At 41.0% G+C, this 17,656-nt stretch carries 15 protein-coding genes; 5 read left to right on the top strand and 10 right to left on the bottom strand.

Going from position 1 to position 17,656, the window contains the following annotated elements:
• Window positions 1-51: 51 nt before the first annotated feature.
• The gene (argF, locus tag ACU0NF_RS07860) at window positions 52-972 is read left to right on the top strand and encodes an ornithine carbamoyltransferase (RefSeq protein ID WP_131266422.1); all 921 of its coding nucleotides are present in this window, start codon (window positions 52-54) and stop codon (window positions 970-972) included.
• A gap of 98 nt (window positions 973-1,070) precedes the next feature.
• A complete protein-coding gene (locus ACU0NF_RS07855) occupies window positions 1,071-1,541 on the top strand; it encodes a hypothetical protein (protein WP_445660720.1) in 471 nt (156 codons plus the stop codon).
• Window positions 1,542-1,566: 25 nt separating this feature from the next.
• Here the strand turns inward: ACU0NF_RS07855 and ACU0NF_RS07850 are convergent, their stop codons facing one another.
• From ACU0NF_RS07850 to rpiA, 8 genes are all read right to left on the bottom strand, one after another.
• A complete protein-coding gene (locus ACU0NF_RS07850) occupies window positions 1,567-1,920 on the bottom strand; it encodes a YnfA family protein (protein WP_445660719.1) in 354 nt (117 codons plus the stop codon).
• A gap of 113 nt (window positions 1,921-2,033) precedes the next feature.
• Window positions 2,034-4,310, bottom strand: coding sequence for an ATP-dependent Clp protease ATP-binding subunit ClpA (gene clpA, locus ACU0NF_RS07845; protein WP_445660718.1), 2,277 nt, complete (start codon window positions 4,308-4,310; stop codon window positions 2,034-2,036).
• Between the two features lie 9 nt (window positions 4,311-4,319).
• Window positions 4,320-4,733, bottom strand: coding sequence for an ATP-dependent Clp protease adapter ClpS (gene clpS / locus ACU0NF_RS07840; protein WP_067724705.1), 414 nt, complete (start codon window positions 4,731-4,733; stop codon window positions 4,320-4,322).
• Window positions 4,734-4,751: 18 nt separating this feature from the next.
• Window positions 4,752-5,507, bottom strand: coding sequence for a DUF6776 family protein (locus ACU0NF_RS07835; RefSeq protein WP_131266426.1), 756 nt, complete (start codon window positions 5,505-5,507; stop codon window positions 4,752-4,754).
• Between the two features lie 78 nt (window positions 5,508-5,585).
• Window positions 5,586-6,641: an N-acetyl-gamma-glutamyl-phosphate reductase gene (gene argC, locus ACU0NF_RS07830; protein ID WP_445660717.1), complete on the bottom strand. Its 1,056-nt coding sequence runs from the start codon at window positions 6,639-6,641 to the stop codon at window positions 5,586-5,588.
• 238 nt (window positions 6,642-6,879) lie between these two features.
• Window positions 6,880-7,230: a DUF4431 domain-containing protein gene (locus ACU0NF_RS07825; protein WP_445660716.1), complete on the bottom strand. Its 351-nt coding sequence runs from the start codon at window positions 7,228-7,230 to the stop codon at window positions 6,880-6,882.
• Entirely contained in the window at window positions 7,221-7,895 is a 675-nt protein-coding gene (locus tag ACU0NF_RS07820) for a M48 family metallopeptidase (RefSeq protein WP_445660715.1), read from the bottom strand. The genes ACU0NF_RS07825 and ACU0NF_RS07820 overlap by 10 nt, the downstream gene beginning before the upstream one ends.
• 269 nt (window positions 7,896-8,164) lie before the next feature.
• The gene (gene rpiA / locus ACU0NF_RS07815) at window positions 8,165-8,836 is read right to left on the bottom strand and encodes a ribose-5-phosphate isomerase RpiA (protein ID WP_445660714.1); all 672 of its coding nucleotides are present in this window, start codon (window positions 8,834-8,836) and stop codon (window positions 8,165-8,167) included.
• 108 nt (window positions 8,837-8,944) lie between these two features.
• Here rpiA and ilvA point away from each other — a divergent pair, with 108 nt between their 5' ends.
• The 3 genes from ilvA to ACU0NF_RS07800 all read left to right on the top strand — a co-directional run bounded on the left by ilvA (window position 8,945) and on the right by ACU0NF_RS07800 (window position 13,099).
• Window positions 8,945-10,483: a threonine ammonia-lyase, biosynthetic gene (ilvA, locus tag ACU0NF_RS07810; protein ID WP_445660713.1), complete on the top strand. Its 1,539-nt coding sequence runs from the start codon at window positions 8,945-8,947 to the stop codon at window positions 10,481-10,483.
• Between the two features lie 621 nt (window positions 10,484-11,104).
• Window positions 11,105-11,755 (top strand): potassium channel family protein, encoded by a 651-nt coding sequence (locus tag ACU0NF_RS07805; protein ID WP_445660712.1) that lies wholly within the window; start codon window positions 11,105-11,107, stop codon window positions 11,753-11,755.
• Window positions 11,756-11,758: 3 nt separating this feature from the next.
• Entirely contained in the window at window positions 11,759-13,099 is a 1,341-nt protein-coding gene (locus ACU0NF_RS07800; protein ID WP_445660711.1) for a TrkH family potassium uptake protein, read from the top strand.
• A gap of 68 nt (window positions 13,100-13,167) precedes the next feature.
• Here ACU0NF_RS07800 and ACU0NF_RS07795 read toward each other — a convergent pair whose 3' ends face one another.
• Together ACU0NF_RS07795 and ACU0NF_RS07790 are read right to left on the bottom strand one after the other, a co-directional pair.
• Window positions 13,168-14,322, bottom strand: a complete 1,155-nt coding sequence (locus ACU0NF_RS07795) for a phospholipase A (RefSeq protein ID WP_445660710.1) — start codon at window positions 14,320-14,322, stop codon at window positions 13,168-13,170.
• A gap of 308 nt (window positions 14,323-14,630) precedes the next feature.
• The gene (locus ACU0NF_RS07790) at window positions 14,631-17,570 is read right to left on the bottom strand and encodes an insulinase family protein (RefSeq protein WP_445660709.1); all 2,940 of its coding nucleotides are present in this window, start codon (window positions 17,568-17,570) and stop codon (window positions 14,631-14,633) included.
• Window positions 17,571-17,656: the final 86 nt, after the last annotated feature.

Genomic DNA, 17,656 nt, shown 5'->3' with positions numbered 1-17,656 from the left:
AACAACTAATTGTTGTTTTGTTTTCTATTCAGCAATTATTGTGGAGTAACCATGGCTCTACGTCACTTTCTGACCTTACGCGATTTATCGACTTTAGAACTTAACCAAATTTTGCAGCGCGCGATTGAACTTAAACGCAAGCAACATAGCAATGAGGTGTTCCAACCTTTTGTCGGTAAAGTTATGGGCATGATTTTTGAAAAATCGAGTACCCGCACACGTGTTTCGTTCGAAGCAGGTATGAGTCAATTCGGTGGTAGTGCAATTTTCCTCTCTTCTCGCGATACTCAACTGGGTCGTGGGGAGCCGATTGAAGATTCTGCACGTGTGATTTCAAGCATGCTTGATATTATTATGATCCGTACTTTTGGTCATGACATCGTAGAACGCTTTGCTTCTTATTCAAAAGTACCCATCATCAATGCCTTGACTGATGATCATCACCCTTGCCAGCTGCTTGCCGACATGCAAACTTATTTAGAACAGCGTGGTTCTATTGAAGGCAAAACCGTTGCATGGATTGGTGACGGCAACAATATGTGTAACTCTTATATTGAAGCGGCACATATGTGGGGCTTTAAATTAAAAGTTGCTGCGCCTAAAGGCTATGAACCACAAGAGAAATTCTTGTCTGAATTTGCTCACTGCGTAGAGCTTGTTGATTCTGCTGAAGATGCTGCAGTAAATGCCGACCTGATCGTGACTGACGTTTGGGCAAGCATGGGGCAAGAAGAAGAGCAGAAAATTCGTGAAAAAGCATTTGCCGATTTCCAGGTAAATGAAAAACTTATGGATTTAGCACATCCAGATTGCCTGTTCATGCACTGCTTGCCTGCTCACCGGGGTGAAGAAATTTCTGAAAATATGCTTGACCATAAAAATGCCGTGGTTTGGGATGAAGCAGAAAACCGTTTACATGCTCAAAAAGCTTTGGTTGAATTTTTACTGAATGAAAATTTAAAAAAAGACTAATTGATTAGAAAATCTTAAAAAAATTAAGCACCTTCGGGTGCTTTTTTTATGCTCAACTGACTATAATAAATCCATAACTTTTATAAGTGTTTATAACCATGCCTTTAAAAATAATCGTTTTATGCTTAAGCAGTTTGCTTCTCATCAATTCAGTACAAGCCAAAACCACGGAACTCGACCAATATCTAGTTAAAAAGCAAATCCTCGACCAAACGTATAAAATTAAAGACACCAAAGCATTGAATGAAATTTTAGATGTCATCAGTGATGAAGATTCTCGCACTATGCCATTTCAAGCTGATCAAAACACGCTGATTGAGCAATTGCGTTTATATGCCGATCATATTGATATTCAGGGCATCATTACCACACCAGACTTTAGCCAGTTTGCTGAAGATATAGGTGATAAAAAAGTAAAACTTCTGATTAAACAAAATTTAATTCAAAATTGTGATTTATTTTTTGAGCATGAATTCCAACGTGTAAATCCATATCATGTTGCCATCAAACTCAGTTCAGATAATAAAAATTATCATATGAAAATTAAAAATAATGAGTGTCAGTTTTAACCTGCCTATTTGATACGTTAGTTCTCTAACGTATCAAACCCTGAGGCTGTAAAATAATGATCATCGCACCCAATATAACTACCAATCCGCCCAAAATATCCCAGCGCGTCAAGATCACCTGATCGATATAGCGCAGCCACATTAAAGCGCTAAAGATATAAATCCCGCCATAAGCGGCGTAAATTCGACCTGATGCAGCAGGATGCAAAGTTAGTAACCATACAAACACAGCCAGACTTAAGGCTGCTGGAAACCACAACCACTGTGATTTCCCCTGGTTTAAAATTAAATATGGAAAATAACAGCCCAAAATTTCTGCTATTGCAGTAATAAAAAAGAGACAAAAAGTGGTAATAACCTTGGTAATTTGAATATCCATGAATTCTTATATCATTTGATTCGCTACTTCTCTCTTTGAAAGAAGGTGCGAATGAAGCGGAATAAAAACAAAATAACCCGTGCGAACACGGGTTATTTCAACAATTCAAACGATTATGCAGGTTCAGCAGTTTGATCTTCAAATACTTCAAGTTTCAAGCCCACTGCCTTGCCATCTTCTTTTTTCACCGAAACAGCAACATTACCGCCATGTTCAGCTAGCTCACCAAACAGAATCATCTCAGCAAGCGGTTTCTTCAAATGTTCCTGAATCAAACGCTGCATTGGACGCGCACCCATTAAACGGTCATAACCATGTTCAGCCATCCATTCACGCGCACTTTGATCGACTTCAAGAATTACTTTCTTGTCATCAAGTTGCGCTTGCAACTCAGTCAAGAATTTATCCACTACATTTTCAATAACCGTAGTTGGCAACGCATTGAACTGAATCACACCGTCGAGACGGTTACGGAATTCAGGCGAGAATGCTTTCTTCATTGCATCTTTATTGTCATTACTATTGTCTTGTTCCATAAATCCGATACTCGCGCGAGAAATACTTTCCGCACCAATATTGGTGGTTAAAACAAGAATCACGTTACGGAAGTCTGACTTGCGACCATTATTATCAGTCAATGCGCCATGATCCATAATTTGCAATAACAAATTAAACACATCTGGATGTGCTTTTTCAATTTCATCCAGTAGCAATACGCAATGTGGACTTTTATGAATCGCATCTGTCAGCAAACCACCCTGGTCAAAACCAACATAACCTGGAGGGGCTCCAATTAAACGTGAAACCGCATGACGCTCCATATATTCAGACATGTCGAAACGAACCAGTTCCACACCTAACAGCTTAGCCAACTGCTTGGTGACTTCGGTTTTACCCACCCCAGTTGGGCCAGCAAACACAAAGCTACCCACCGGTTTATCTGGTGATTTCAAGCCTGCACGCGACAATTTAATCGCAGAACCGAGTGCTTCAATTGCATCATCCTGACCGAACACCACACGCTTAAGATCACGCTCAAGATTACTCAATACAGTCTTGTCATCTTTGGATACTGTTTTCGGGGGAATACGCGCAATTTTAGAGATGATATCTTCGATATTTTCAACCGTGATTACAGTATCATCTTCCTCTGCTTTCAAACGGCGCTGTGCACCCGCCTCATCAATCACATCAATGGCTTTATCCGGCAAGAAGCGATCATTAATAAATTTCGATGACAACTCCACTGCTGCAACCAAGGATTTATCGTCATATTGAACATGATGAAAATCTTCAAACTTAGATTTTAAGCCACGTAAAATATCAATCGTTTCAGGAATAGACGGCTCATTGACATCGATCTTCTGGAAACGACGAGACAAAGCATGATCTTTTTCAAAAACCTGGCGATATTCCTGGAAAGTGGTTGAACCGATGCAACGCAAAGAACCATTCGATAAAGCAGGTTTAATCAAGTTTGATGCATCCATGGTGCTGCCCATGCTTGAGCCTGCACCAATAATCATGTGAATTTCATCAATAAACAAAATTGCTTCTGGTTTCTTTTTCAACGCATTCAACAATTGTTTCAGACGTTTTTCAAAGTCACCGCGATATTTTGTACCTGCAACCAACGCACCAATATCCAAGCTGTACACTTCTGCATGAGCCAGCGGTTTAGGCGCTTTACCGTTCACAATCAGCCAAGCCAAGCCTTCAGCGATTGAAGTTTTACCCACGCCCGGGTCACCGACCAGCAAAGGATTGTTTTTACGGCGGCGACATAAAATTTGCGCTGCACGTTCAATTTCTTTTTCACGCCCAATTAAAGGGTCTGTTTTTCCTTTTTGAGCTTCAACATTCAAATTGGTGGTATATAAATCGAGTGGTCCTGCATTTGAAGAACCCGATGTTTCACCATCTAACTCTTCAACTTCTTCTTCGGCTTGCACTTCTTCTTTGCGCGTACCATGAGATAAATATTGAGTTAAAGTTAAACGGTTAATTTGATGACGTTTAAGCAAGTAAACCGCAAAAGAGTCACGTTCAGAGTACATTGCAACAAGAATGTCTGCACCTTCAACAGTCCGATCACCACCGCTGGATTGCACATGGAAAATCGCACGCTGCAGAATACGATCGAAACTTTCAGTCGGATGTGGCGCCTGATCGCTATGTTCGCCTAATTTAGGGGTGTGTTGTTCAACGTATTCTTCTAGCTCTTTACGAAGAACGATAATGTCCGCACCACACGCTTTTAGCGCATTTACAGCAGAGTCATTATCAAGTAAAGCCAACAATAAATGTTCAACCGTGAGAAACTCATGTCTCTTTTGACGAGCCATGCTTACAGCCAAACGTAAAGATACTTCTAATTGACGACTGAGCATGTAATCCCCTTAATCTTTTGGCTCAATCTGACAAAGCAATGGATGACCTTGTGACCGAGCATAATTATTGACTTGGTTCGCTTTCGTTTCCGCAATGTCTCGTGGATAAACGCCTGCAACACCTTTCCCTTCATAATGTACAGTTAGCATTACTTGGGTCGCTTGGTCAAGATTCAAAGCAAAGTATTGTTGTAAAATTTCAATTACAAAGTCCATTGGGGTGTAATCATCGTTCATCAAAACAACAGCATACATGGGTGGACGTTTTAATTCGGGTGGCGCAGTCTGCACCGCGATCTCACCCTCAGATTCATCTTGCGAGTCATTGCTTAAGCGTGGACTAATATGCCAATCGACATATCCTGATTGATGAAAGGAACTTTTGATGGCATTTAAACAATTTTGACGCTTATTCATTCGCATAGGATTTAAAATTCACATTTATTGTGCATTTGCTTCTGCTTGAGGAATTTCAGAAATAAATGCAGATTGACTCTCAATCGGTTTACCACGGCCCCAACTAAAACGTTTAATCACTGGCGTACTTGTTCCACCGGTTAAACGAACTTCAATGAATTGTGGAGTAAAACCTTTAGGCATAGTCCAGCGGCCTGTTAAACGCTCGTAATCTTGAAAATTAAAGTTCTTGTCTTCCATGGGAACAACCAGAACTTCTGTACCCTGAATCAAGCGTATTTCCACAGTTCCAGAGGTGCTACGTTTGTTCGGGCTAACTTGTACCAAATCCAGTTCGTATTCATAAGCATTGTCAGGTAAAGGTTTAATTCCAATATTCTGGATCGTTAGGCTCAGACCACCGCGTTGGCGTAACACTTCACGATAAATTGCCCCCAAACCTTCAGACTGGACTTTATCTTCACGGGCTTGATTCAGCGCAGTAAACAAATCATTTGAATTACTCACGGCAACATCACGCTCTTGCACAGCCAGATTCAAATTTTTATTCATTGTTTCCAGGCTAGTCTTTTGCTTTTGCACAACTTCAACCAGCTGTTCAGCATCCGCTTCATAGCCGACAACCGTCAAACCTTGCCGATGCCCAACTGAATAGCCCAGCAAGCCACTCCCCGCAACCAGAATTGCAGCTCCAATGGCTAAAGGTAAATTCCCCTTAGCAAAAAGCTTTTTACTCAGTGGAGTCTGTTGTGACGGAGTATTTGATTCAGTGTTCGGCATCATCATCTCTTATTTTGATTCATTCAAAACACACATTTAAATCCAAATCCAAATGTGTGTGAAGCTGAAAAACGTTTTTTATGGTAATAAACCAATACCTGCCAGACCTGCATTTTCAGCAAAACCGAACATCAGGTTCATATTTTGCACAGCTTGACCCGCAGCACCTTTGACCAAATTGTCTTGTACGGATAAAACAACCAGTTTTTTCGGCTGTGGTTTATACAAGGCAATGCGAAGCTGGTTTGCACCACGCACAGAACGTGTTTCAGGTGAACTGTTTGCTGGCATTACATCAACAAACTGTTCATGCGCATAGAACTGTTCATATACGCTTTGAAGATCTGCTGCATCACCTGCATCGGTTAAATCGACATAAATGGTGCTAAGCATGCCACGAATCATCGGAACCAAATGCGGTACAAATAAGATGTGATTAAACACATCTTTAAGTCCCGAAATATTTTCCAGTGCTTCCACAATTTCAGGATGATGACGGTGACCTGCCACGCCATAGGCTTTGAAGTTGTCAGCATTTTCAGAATAAATCATGCCGAGGCTTGCTTTACGACCTGCACCAGAAACCCCCGATTTTGCATCAATAATAATACTTTCAGGTTTTACTAATGCTTCAGCCTGTTTAAATAATGGCGCAAGACCCAGTTGTACCGTAGTTGGATAGCAACCCGGGTTACCAATCACGCTGGCTTGTTTGATTCTGTCACGATTCAGTTCTGATAAACCGTACACTGAATCTTTTAAAATATCTGGGCAGGCATGTTCAAGACCATACCATTTTTCAAACTGTTCCAAGTTTTGCAAACGGAAATCCGCTGCCAAGTCGATAACTTTAGTATTTGCTGCAACCAGTTCTGCCGCGTGTTTCATTGCCACACCATGAGGGGTTGCAAAGAAAACCACATCGCATTTTTTGAGTTCATCAATGTTTAAATCTGAATATTCAAGATCGGTATGACCGCGTAAGCTTGGGAACATATCATCTACACGGCGACCTTTTTCGGTACGTGATGTCAGTACATTGACTTGCACATTTGGGTGTCGTAGTAAAAGACGTAACAATTCAACGCCTGTATAACCTGTACCACCGACAATACCAACAGTAATCACGATCACTACCTCAAATCTAAAGTTTTCATTTCGTAACTGCGTAGTATGACAGGAAGTTTTGGTTTTCTGAACTGTTTTGAATGAGTTTGCTTGTTAAATTCACTGTCTGAAAGATTATTATTATCTGCATATTGACTCTTAGCGCTAATAAATAACACAACCTAAAAATAAAAATCTCCTAATTAAAAGACGATTCACTCTTCTTAAAGCACCTAAGCAGCAACTGCTTTATCCCAATACATCTTTACTTAAACTGAACCGCTTTCACAACACATAAAACTTTTGTAGTGTGATGTGCTGTATGTCCTCTAAATAGTTCCTCACACGCAATAGCTACAGGTATTCCTTCATTCTTAAACATTATGAAATAACGACTTTCATTCATATCAATCAATTGGATCAGTTTTGTTTTTACCAAGCCCTCAGCACCATCGACTTTAATAACTCGGTCTAATGCTACAGCTATTTGATTCCCACCAAACACCTCCTGATTTGGATGTAAACTTTTTATTTTTAATAATTTTCCATGTAAAAAAGCAGGCTTGTCGTAATAAAATGTCTGAGCCCGACTGAATATTGGTAGAATTAATACCACCAATATGGCATTGGCGTAGTTTTTAACAATTTCCGATGCTGTTGAAAATTGGCATCATGCTTGTGAACTTCCGCCCAAAAATGCGGGCTATGATCAAAGTGCTTGGTATGTGCTAATTCATGCACACAGACATAACGGGCAAGCTTTTCAGGAAATAGAACCAAGCCGCTATTTAACATAATATCATGCTTAGATGTACAACTTCCCCAACGGGTTTTAGGCTGCCGAACCGCACACTTTCCAAATTTCAGATTACATAAATTACTAATTTGATCTAAATAAAGAGGCAGATACTGTTTGGCATAAGCAATTACAAAAGCTTTTAGATACTGTTCAGGCTGACGATCACTCACTGAAAGTTGTAAATTTTGATCATCAAAAATAAATGACTGCTTTTGGGTTTGATAAATGATCTGTAAAGGTTGATCTAAATTGAAAAGCTTTAATTCGGTCGGTAAGCTTTTATCAATCTGCCCTGTTTTTTCCTGCTGCTTCTGCCATGTTTCAATCATCCATTGTTCTGATTGTTTTAAGAAGTCTTGAACTTGGCGCTGTGTGCAAAACTGCGGCACAGTTAATTTAATTTGCATCGGCTCTACGCGCAGTCTCAAGCGTGTTGCGCGTAATTTTCGAGTGATTTGAATTTCTGGTAAGTTTGTGGTCATTTATCTATAATTTTATAATTTGAATCCCCTTCCTAACGGAAGTTCACATCTCACATTTTCTAAGAGAATGTTTTAAAGGGATTCTAAATATTCAATAATGGTAGTGAAATTAATATTGAAAAGTCCCTTCTCCCTGAGGGAGAAGGTTAGGATGAGGGGATTCTTCATATAAATCTTCTCCCTAACCCTCTCCTTTTAAAGGAGAGGGAACTTTCATTAGAAATTAAAATATAAATCGAAACTCAATTTACATAGAAATTTCATATAGATTAAACCGCAGTACGTTCTTCAATACCATTATCAGTTGCAACAACCGCAATATCCGCTTTGTTAATCGCGAAGATACCGTTACACACTACACCCGGAATATTATTGAGGGTTTTTTCAAGTTCAAGTGCATTCAAGATATTGAAGTTATGCACATCTAAAATCACGTTACCGTTATCGGTCACTACACCTTCACGATAAACCGGATCACCGCCGAGAGACACAATTTTACGCGCCACAGCAGAACGTGCCATTGGAATGACTTCTACAGGTAATGGGAAATCATGCCCCAATTGCTCAACCCATTTGGAATCATCGACGATACACACAAATTTTTTCGCAATTGAAGCGACAATTTTTTCACGTGTTAATGCTGCACCGCCACCTTTAATCATGTGCATATGACGTTCAATTTCATCTGCACCATCTACATAAGCATCCAAACCGCCCACAGAGTTCATGTCGACCACTTCAATACCTAATTTTTTAAGGCGCTGTGCTGTTGCTTCAGAACTTGCCACCGCAGCTTCCAATTGCAATTCTGGTAATAATTCAATGAGGAAGTTCACAGTACTTCCTGTACCTACACCCAAAATCCCGCCTTTAGGCAAGTGCTTTAAAGCTGCTTTCGCAGCAGCTTGTTTCTTTTCATCTTGGGTAGCATACAGACTCATAACTTGGCTCAACTATTTTTTGACATTTGTTGCTGAATTATTCAGCCCAAATGTACAGGGGTTTGTTACAATAAAGATCTATTTTAAACTGTTAGATGGAAAATTAACATGCTGTCTCGTTTGGTTCGACAAATATTACAAGCAACGGTGTATGACGTTGCAATCGAAACTCCACTCGAAGCAGCGCCACGAATTAGTGAAAAGCTAAACAACAACATTCGCTTTAAACGCGAAGATTTACAACCTGTCTTTTCCTTTAAACTACGCGGTGCTTATAACCGTATTAGTCAATTACCGAAATCTCAGTTGGAACGTGGCGTTATTACGGCTTCAGCAGGTAACCATGCGCAAGGTGTGGCTCTATCTGGTAAAAAACTGGGAATTCGCGCCATTATTGTGATGCCGAAAACCACACCGGATATTAAAGTCCAAGCGGTAAAACGCCTGGGTGGCGAAGTGGTATTACACGGCGATTCTTTTGACGTTGCCAATAAATATGCCATTCAGTGTGCGCAAGATGAAGGCATGACTTTCATTCCGCCATACGATGATGAACTCGTTATGGCCGGTCAAGGCACCATTGCCAATGAAATTTTACGTCAATGGCGTGATGTTGAATATGTATTCGTTGCAGTGGGCGGTGGCGGTTTAATTGCCGGGGTTGCTGCTTACCTGGGCGATGTTGCTCCACACGTGAAAGTTATTCCTGTGGAATATGATGAATCTGCTTGCCTAAAAGCAGCCTTTGAAGCCAATGAACGTGTGATTCTTCCATCTGTGGGTTTATTTGCGGATGGTACGGCGGTTGCTCAAATTGGTGCAAAACCATTTGACGTGATTCGCCTGCAAAAATCAGATAACTCAGGTCCAATTGTTGAACGCGATGTGGTCTTGGTCAACACAGACGAGATCTGTGCGGCAATTAAAGATACTTATGATGAATGCCGCAGTATTGTTGAACCTTCTGGTGCCATGGCACTTGCAGGGATCAAAAAATATGTGGCTGAACATGGCATAGAAAATAAAAACATGGTGTCGATTGTTTGCGGTGCCAACATGAACTTTGACCGTTTACGTTATATTGCTGAACGTACTGAACTCGGTGAACGTAAAGAAGCCATTTTTGCCGTGACCATTCCTGAAGAAAAAGGTTCATTCCTGAACTTCTGCCGCGCCCTTCAAGGACGTAATATCACTGAGTTTAACTACCGTGCCAGCACGTCTAGTGCCGCTCAAGTGTTTGTCGGTATTAGCCTCAAAGGTGGCGAAAAAGAACGTCATGACATTTATGAAACTTTAAAAGTTCAATATGATGTAGATGATTTGTCTGATGATGAAGTTGCAAAACTGCATATCCGTTATTTGGTCGGTGGTCATGCGGACATCGAAAATGAGCGTTTATTCCGTGTCGAGTTCCCGGAACGTCCGGGTGCATTACTGACTTTCCTAGAACGCCTTGGTCCAACCCACAACATTACCCTGTTCCACTACCGTAACCACGGTGCTGCGGAAGGTCGTGTACTGGTTGGCTTGGAAGCAAGCGACGCAAAACAGAATCCGGATGGTTTAATTGAGACTTTGGAAAGTATCACTTATCCATATGCAGAAATTACCAATAATCTGGGTTATCAGCGTTTCCTAAAATAAGCCCTGAAATCCCTGGAAATAGCCTGTCATTTTACAGGCTATTTTTTTTAACTTTATAAAAACATAGCGCTATATATTTTTAACTAAAATCAATAACTATAAAACAGGAATGTGAAATTCAAAGCTGGAAGTAATTTCTATATATTTCCTTGCTGGTTTGGTTAATTTTGTCTTTATTTTTATGGGCTAAAAATTTCATTTCAAACAGCAATTTAACGCTATAAACAGTCTTTTCGATGCTTATCGTGACTACTTTCACAGCGATGGCTTATTCCATGCTGATCTATGCAACCAAAAGAAAATACTTGGCAACGATGAGTTAGATCGCATTTTTTGATTTTTGTTGGGACTTTTAAGCGCAAAATTCTCACTTGCGCACATCAGTTATAGTGGCTTGTATGTCATGATCATATGAACCACAGTTGCTATGCCGATTTATTTCTTTTATCAAGGTAAAAAAATTTAAAATCAATTCATTCAATTTACCATTTGCCCTAGATTAGTCGTTGGTTGTGTTTCGCTTTAACGCTAAGATAAAGGCTGGAATAATTTAAAATTCATTGCCGTGCTGATCCAATATGAAATATAGAAAAACACGTGCAAGAAAGGATGAAGCAAAACATGGCATTATTCGCAGTGATCGGTTTAGGTAGTTTTGGTTCCACCATTGCAACCCAGCTGGTGAGCTTAAATCACGATGTGATTGGGATGGATAACAACAAAAGAAATGTTGAAAGTATTTCTGATCAAATCACCCATGCTGTGATTGCCGATGCCACCGATGAACATGTGCTCAAAGAACTCAATATTCAAAACTGTGAAGCCGTTGTGGTTGCGATTGGCGAAGACATAGAGGCCAGTATTTTATGTGTACTACATCTAAAGAATATGGGCATGAACAAGATTTGGGCCAAGGCTAAATCCAAAGCCCATCACATGATTCTCACCCATCTTGGCGTAGATAAAATCATTCATCCAGAAGAAGATATGGGTACCCGCGTGGCTCAGTCTTTAAGCTACCCGATGGTCAGTCGTTATATGGGTCTGGAAGACAATCACTTCATCGTTAAAATCGAAATTAAGGCAAGTCTGCACGGTAAACATTTCAATCATTTAATGGAGCACGTTACAGAAATTAAAACGCTCTTGTTTAAACGCGGTAATCAAATTCTGTTTACCATTGATCCCAATTTAATTCTGCAAGAAGGTGATATTTTAGTAGTGGAAGGTGAACTTGAACCTTTACGCAAACTGTCTGCCCGGTTTAAATAAAATATGAATCAACCAAAAAACAGTAAATCCCAAAACGTCAATTTAAGCCCTCCCAGTTTACTTGCCTTTGGGTTCTTAAGTTTTATCTGTGCCGGTACCTTATTGCTTAAACTCCCCATTTCACATCACGGGGAATTAAGCTGGCTTAATGCACTGTTTACCGCAACCTCTGCCGTGACCATTACCGGACTTTCTGTGGTCAATGTCGGAGAAGCTTTTACCACCTTTGGTCAAGTGGTGATTATGCTTCTGCTGCAGGTGGGTGGCTTGGGTTTTATGACCTTTGCTATTCTTGCTGCACTTAGCCTGTCTTCCAACATCAGATTAAAACAGCAAATGATGGCGCAGGAAACCATTGGTCAAACCAGTCTGGCCAAAGTGTCTTTCACCATTAAAGGCGTGCTTTTATATTCCTTATTCTTTGAAGCTGTTGGTACGGTTATTCTCACCATTGCCTGGATGCAGGAATACGATTTCGCCCACGCATTTTTCTATGCCGCTTTTTATAGCGTTTCTGCCTTTAACAACGGCGGGTTTTCCCTTTTCCCGAATAGTTTGATGAGTTTTGCAGACCATTACTTGATTACCTTTACCATCAGCATGCTCTACATTATTGGTGGCATTGGCTTTGTGGTACTGATGGATATTAAACGTAACCATCGCTGGAAAAAATTAAGTACCAATAGCAAATTAATACTCTCCACCATTGCAGGGCTAAATCTGGCTGCCTTTATCGTCATTTGGATATTGGAAGCCAACAATCCGCTGACACTTTCCAGCATGAGTGTAGGCGATCAGGCTCTAAATGCCTGGTTTCATGCCACGGTTCCAAGATCCGCGGGTTTTAACAGCCTAGATGTGTCCAGCATGACCGATGCCTCTACCCTAGTCACCATGATCTTGATGTTTATTGGCGGAGGTTCCTTAAGTACTGCAGGTGGCATTAAAGTCGGTACCTTTATTATTGTGGTTTTAAGTGTCATTACTTTTTTACGCCGTTCCGAAGAATTGCGAATCTTTAACCATTCCGTTCCCAAGACCACCTCATTTAAAGCTTTAGCCGTCGTTTCAATTACAGCCATATTAATCTTTCTTGGATTTTTCGCCCTGCTCATTTTAGAACCAGAAAAAGACTTTCTGGATTTGCTCTTTGAAGCGGTTTCAGCCGCCTGTACTGTAGGCTTGTCCCGTGGCGTGACCAGTGAACTGCAACCGGCAAGCTTGATTGCGTTAATTTTACTGATGTTTGCGGGTCGTTTAGGACCACTGACCTTAGCCTACCTGATTGCGACACCTAAAAAGAGCCGTTTAAAACATCCTCCGGCAGATATTCAAATTGGCTAATTGCTGTTAATTTTCGATATAAAAAAACCACTCAAGCGAGTGGTTTTTTTATAATGCCCTGATAAATTTTAATACCAATTCATCAATGACACCCCTAGACCCACATAGGTGGCACGGTGGTTATAGTCAATCAGACTTTCACCATAACCATCAAACAACTGGAAGTGTCCACGTAATTTCCCACTAATCGGGAATGCCCAATCAAACTGGGCTGCACCATGGGCATCATCACCGCCTTTAAGCGAGTGACGCAGCATCAGTGAAAATTCGTGATCATTTTTTCGGTAGAATGCTGTTAAATCACCACGACCGATGTAGTTTTTAATATCGGGGTTATTATCGTCTTTGGCATCTTCTTCAATGCGATACCACGGACGCACCATCAAGGCAAAGTTATCGCGCTCAAAACCAAGATTCAGCATCACGCGGTTCCAGCTACGCGATAAAGGATCTGCACGGCCATTAGACTGGTGGTTAAAAGTCAAACCAAGCAGGCGCGCATTTAAACCCAATATTTCATAGTTGGTGCGAAAAATCAGACTGGCTTCAGGTTCATAGTTGGTTTCACGAAAAGGACGTGATTCATCCGCATTGTAAACTTGCCAGCGTGATGATTGCGTATAACCAAACCAGATATCACCATTATCACCAAACAGGTTTTCGACCGCTTTGGTTTTTAATGACAACTGGAATTTCGCTTCCATCGATTTCAGATTTTGGTCATCACCCACGAGCACGGTATTGTTTTCATTCGGACTGGAAGGACGTTCATTTTTATCAGACGTCCAGAAACCTGGCATCAGATAAACCGGTTGATGCGCACGAATATTCCAAGTACCGAGTTTACTGTCAGAAGACAATTCCCAGCGCTTATCCAGCAAAGAACTATTCGGGTCTATTTTCGGACCTTCAGCAGCAAATACGCTACTGACCCCATTGCTGATTTTTTCTTTGATTGTTTCTGGTTCAGTCGACTTAGGCGCAATTTCATTTGCTGCCTGGCGTTCAGAAAGCAGCGGTATTTTATCAGCCTCAGCAACTTTAAACAAAGTATCGTAACAAGCCAGCCGATCTGCATTGGATTCTAATGCCACACACGCTTCAGGACTGGCGGGTGTAATTAAAGATTCCGGATTTACTGCATTTACATTCGTCACATACAACGAACTGAGCATAATCATGCTCAGTTGCAAAGTAGTACGTTCAACGCTTTTGAACGCCATTTAACATTACCTCAAATGAGGGGCTGTTGACCTTTCATCTATGCTTTGCGACCACGCATGTTTTTTTAGCGCATAGCAGATACAGAGCAGAATATTGAGTCATTCTAAATACTGCTTCGTAGCGAAATAGCTGCAAAAAAACTATACTCAAGCTGTAAACTGCAGGCTAAAATTTTTTCATATTTCGCGATAAAACCTAAAAATAGTCTTACTATTCTCTGGGTTTGATGCTTTAAGACCTTTACGTCTTATGCTCAATTTTAGCCTACAGCGCAAACCATTTATGAAATATCAACCACCCTTAGCTTTTAGTTTACTTGTTTGATATCAAAGCCAAGTTCAAGCAAGGCATCTCGTTTTGCAACGGGTGCAACCACAGCTTTCACTGGTTTTTGATTAACCAGATATTGTTCTGCAACTCGTTTTAAATCATCCAAAGTTACTGCGAGTAAACGCGCACGCAATTGTTTTCGAACTGCAGGCGTACGTGCATGCAATAAAGCATAGCAAGCACTAATCGCTTCACCCGCAGGAGAACCCGGTTTATCCATGCTCGCAACCAAGCCCAAGATTGCTTCTTCAAGCTGATGCTCTAGATGTTCAGTATTTAACAACCAGTCAATACTTGCTTCAAAGTCTTTAAATGTTTCTGCCAAGCGTGGATCACGGTAGCTATAGAAACGGAATGAACATGCATTGCCGTCATAACTCGCACCACCACCGTAAGCTCCACCTTTTTCACGAATCGCACTATGCAAGAAGCCATTACGCAAATATGCAGCCAAGACCATTAAAGGTGCTGCATCCGGATGAGAGACTTCTACAGCAGCATAAGCTGAAGCGCAGAACTGAACATTGGCCTGAATTAGCCATGCTTCGTCTTTATTGCTATTTTCTGTGAAAATTGTCGTTAATTCCACTGGGGTTTTATCAACGGCCAATTTATCCCAAACGTCTTGAATTTCTTCAATCAAGCGATCTGACTGATGCTCTTCGCATACCAGCAAGAATTGTTTCGGTGCTTGTAAAAGTAGACGATGAATGGCTTTTAATTCCGCAATTAACGCGTCATACGCAGCTTCATCATTTTCAATTTTAGCCACCAGCTCAGTTAACCAGTTCAGTGCACCCAAGCCGGTATTTTGATAATCACGCTGCGCCAAAGCACTGCAATTACGTGATGCAATTTGCATCGCATAACTATGACCTGAACCTGAAATACGTGATTGCCAACGTGTTTTACGCTGTTGCAATAATTCAATAATGCGGTCTTTTTCATCAAAACGCAGTTGCTCAAATGCCAACTTCAATATGCGGATCGCTTCAAAATTATTCACCAGCGATTTGGTGGTCAAGGTCAACCATGCGCTGATTTTATTTTTATCATCCACTTTTGAACGTAAAGATGCGCCCATCCCAACGCCACCACTGACTGCTGTTTGCAGTTGCTGAAGCTCAAGATAATCGTACTCGCCCGCACCGACTTCGCCCAACAAAACAGACAGCAAGTTGAAATATGGCGATTGCACCACTTCATCCGGAATTTTAACCGTCACTTGTTGATAGTAAATGCCGTTGGTACCGGCATGGTACAAATTCAAAGGCGTATCGTGATTATTACTGATAATTTCACGCAATTGACCTTGCACAATATGCAGATCAGCAGGCACATCTTCAAGGCCCACTTTTGGCAACAGGTTCATGTCGTCTGGGGTATCTTGACGAACTTTTAAGGCTTCAGTTTGCTTGATAATTTCAGCTTTTTGCTCATCAGTCAGTTTGGCACCAATTTCAGCCAAACGTGCTTTTTCTGCTTCAGCTTCCTTGGCAGATTTAGTTGCATCGGGTACTAAGGTCATTTGCACACGATGTGGATTATCAAGCAAATGTTCTTGAATCAGATTCGACAGCCACATTGGGTCTTTGAGCTCTTCTTTAACTTGCTCAATCGCGGTATCCACGTCCCAAACATGAATTGGGTCACTGTGATGAATCACACTGCCTAAACCATTTAAAATCAGGCTTAAACCATATGGCATACCGTCGCCATTGATTTCACGTTGATGCAATTCAATCTGATGCAAAATGGCATCGACCATTGCGGAATCAACCGGTTTAGAGGCAACCTCTTGCAGAATTTTGAATACACCTTCTTTAAATTCTTGCGCATTTTCAGGATTTGAACCTTGCACGCCACAGAAAAAGGTGATTTCAAAGTTGGAATCATCTACGCCCATAATTGGACCGGTAGATTGTGCATAATCACAGGTTTCCAGGTAATGACGTAATGGCGAAGCAGAATCTTCAAGCAAAATCCCTTCAACCAGACGCATGCCTAAGCGCAGTTTAATATCGCTCGCTTCAGGCAATAACCATGAAATCACGTGATAAGTTTTATCTTTTAAATCTTCAGCATCTACTGCATAAGTTTCTGTGACTTCAACCGGTGCTGTTAAACGGGTTTCAGGCGTTGAATGCAGCGTTTGACCTTTCTCAAATTTAGACAAGGCCAAAGTTTCAAATTGTTCTTGCAAGTGATAGGCAGATTCATTACCAAAGGTCATAAACACCGCATTACTTGGATGGTAATGCGACTTATAGAAATTGACTAACTCTGGGTAAGTTAAATCTGGAATATCTTTAGGATCACCACCTGAATTGTAATGATAGGTAGTTTTCGGGAATAAATGATGCGCCAATTGATGATACAGCTGATCTGAAGGAGAACTCATCGCCCCTTTCATTTCATTAAACACCACGCCTTTGTAGACTGGCTGACCATCTTCAAGCTCGATACGAATACCTTCTTGAGCAAAGTCCAGCTCGTTTAAATTCGCAGCAAAAGCAGCATCTAAATACACTTCCAGCAAGTTTTGAAAGTCTTTTTTGTTTTGCGTTGCAAATGGATAAGCTGTCCAGTCCGCTGAGGTAAACGCATTCATAAAAGTATTCAGTGAACGACGAATCATCAGGAAGAATGGGTCACGAACAGGGAATTTTTCAGAACCACATAATGCGGTATGTTCTAAAATATGCGCCTCACCTTTTGAATCCATCGGTTGAGTACGAAACGCCACCAAAAAGACATTTTCGTCCAGATCGCTTGCAAGGTGATAATGCGTTGCGCCCGTCACTTTATGTTTATATTCAGACACAAAAACGTCTAAGGCCTCAACATGGTGTTGACGTATCAACTGAAACGCGGGATGAACAGTTTGAGTAATGGTTTCAGTGACATCTACAGTCATGTGATCTCCTCATGTATACATATTTATCAGATGTTGTGATTATACCTGAATCTTCAACTATATGGATTCGTACAGTTACGAATTTC

The sequence above is a fragment of the Acinetobacter sp. F16 genome, from assembly GCF_052712855.1.
This window is presented reverse-complemented; position numbering and strand designations above follow the sequence as displayed.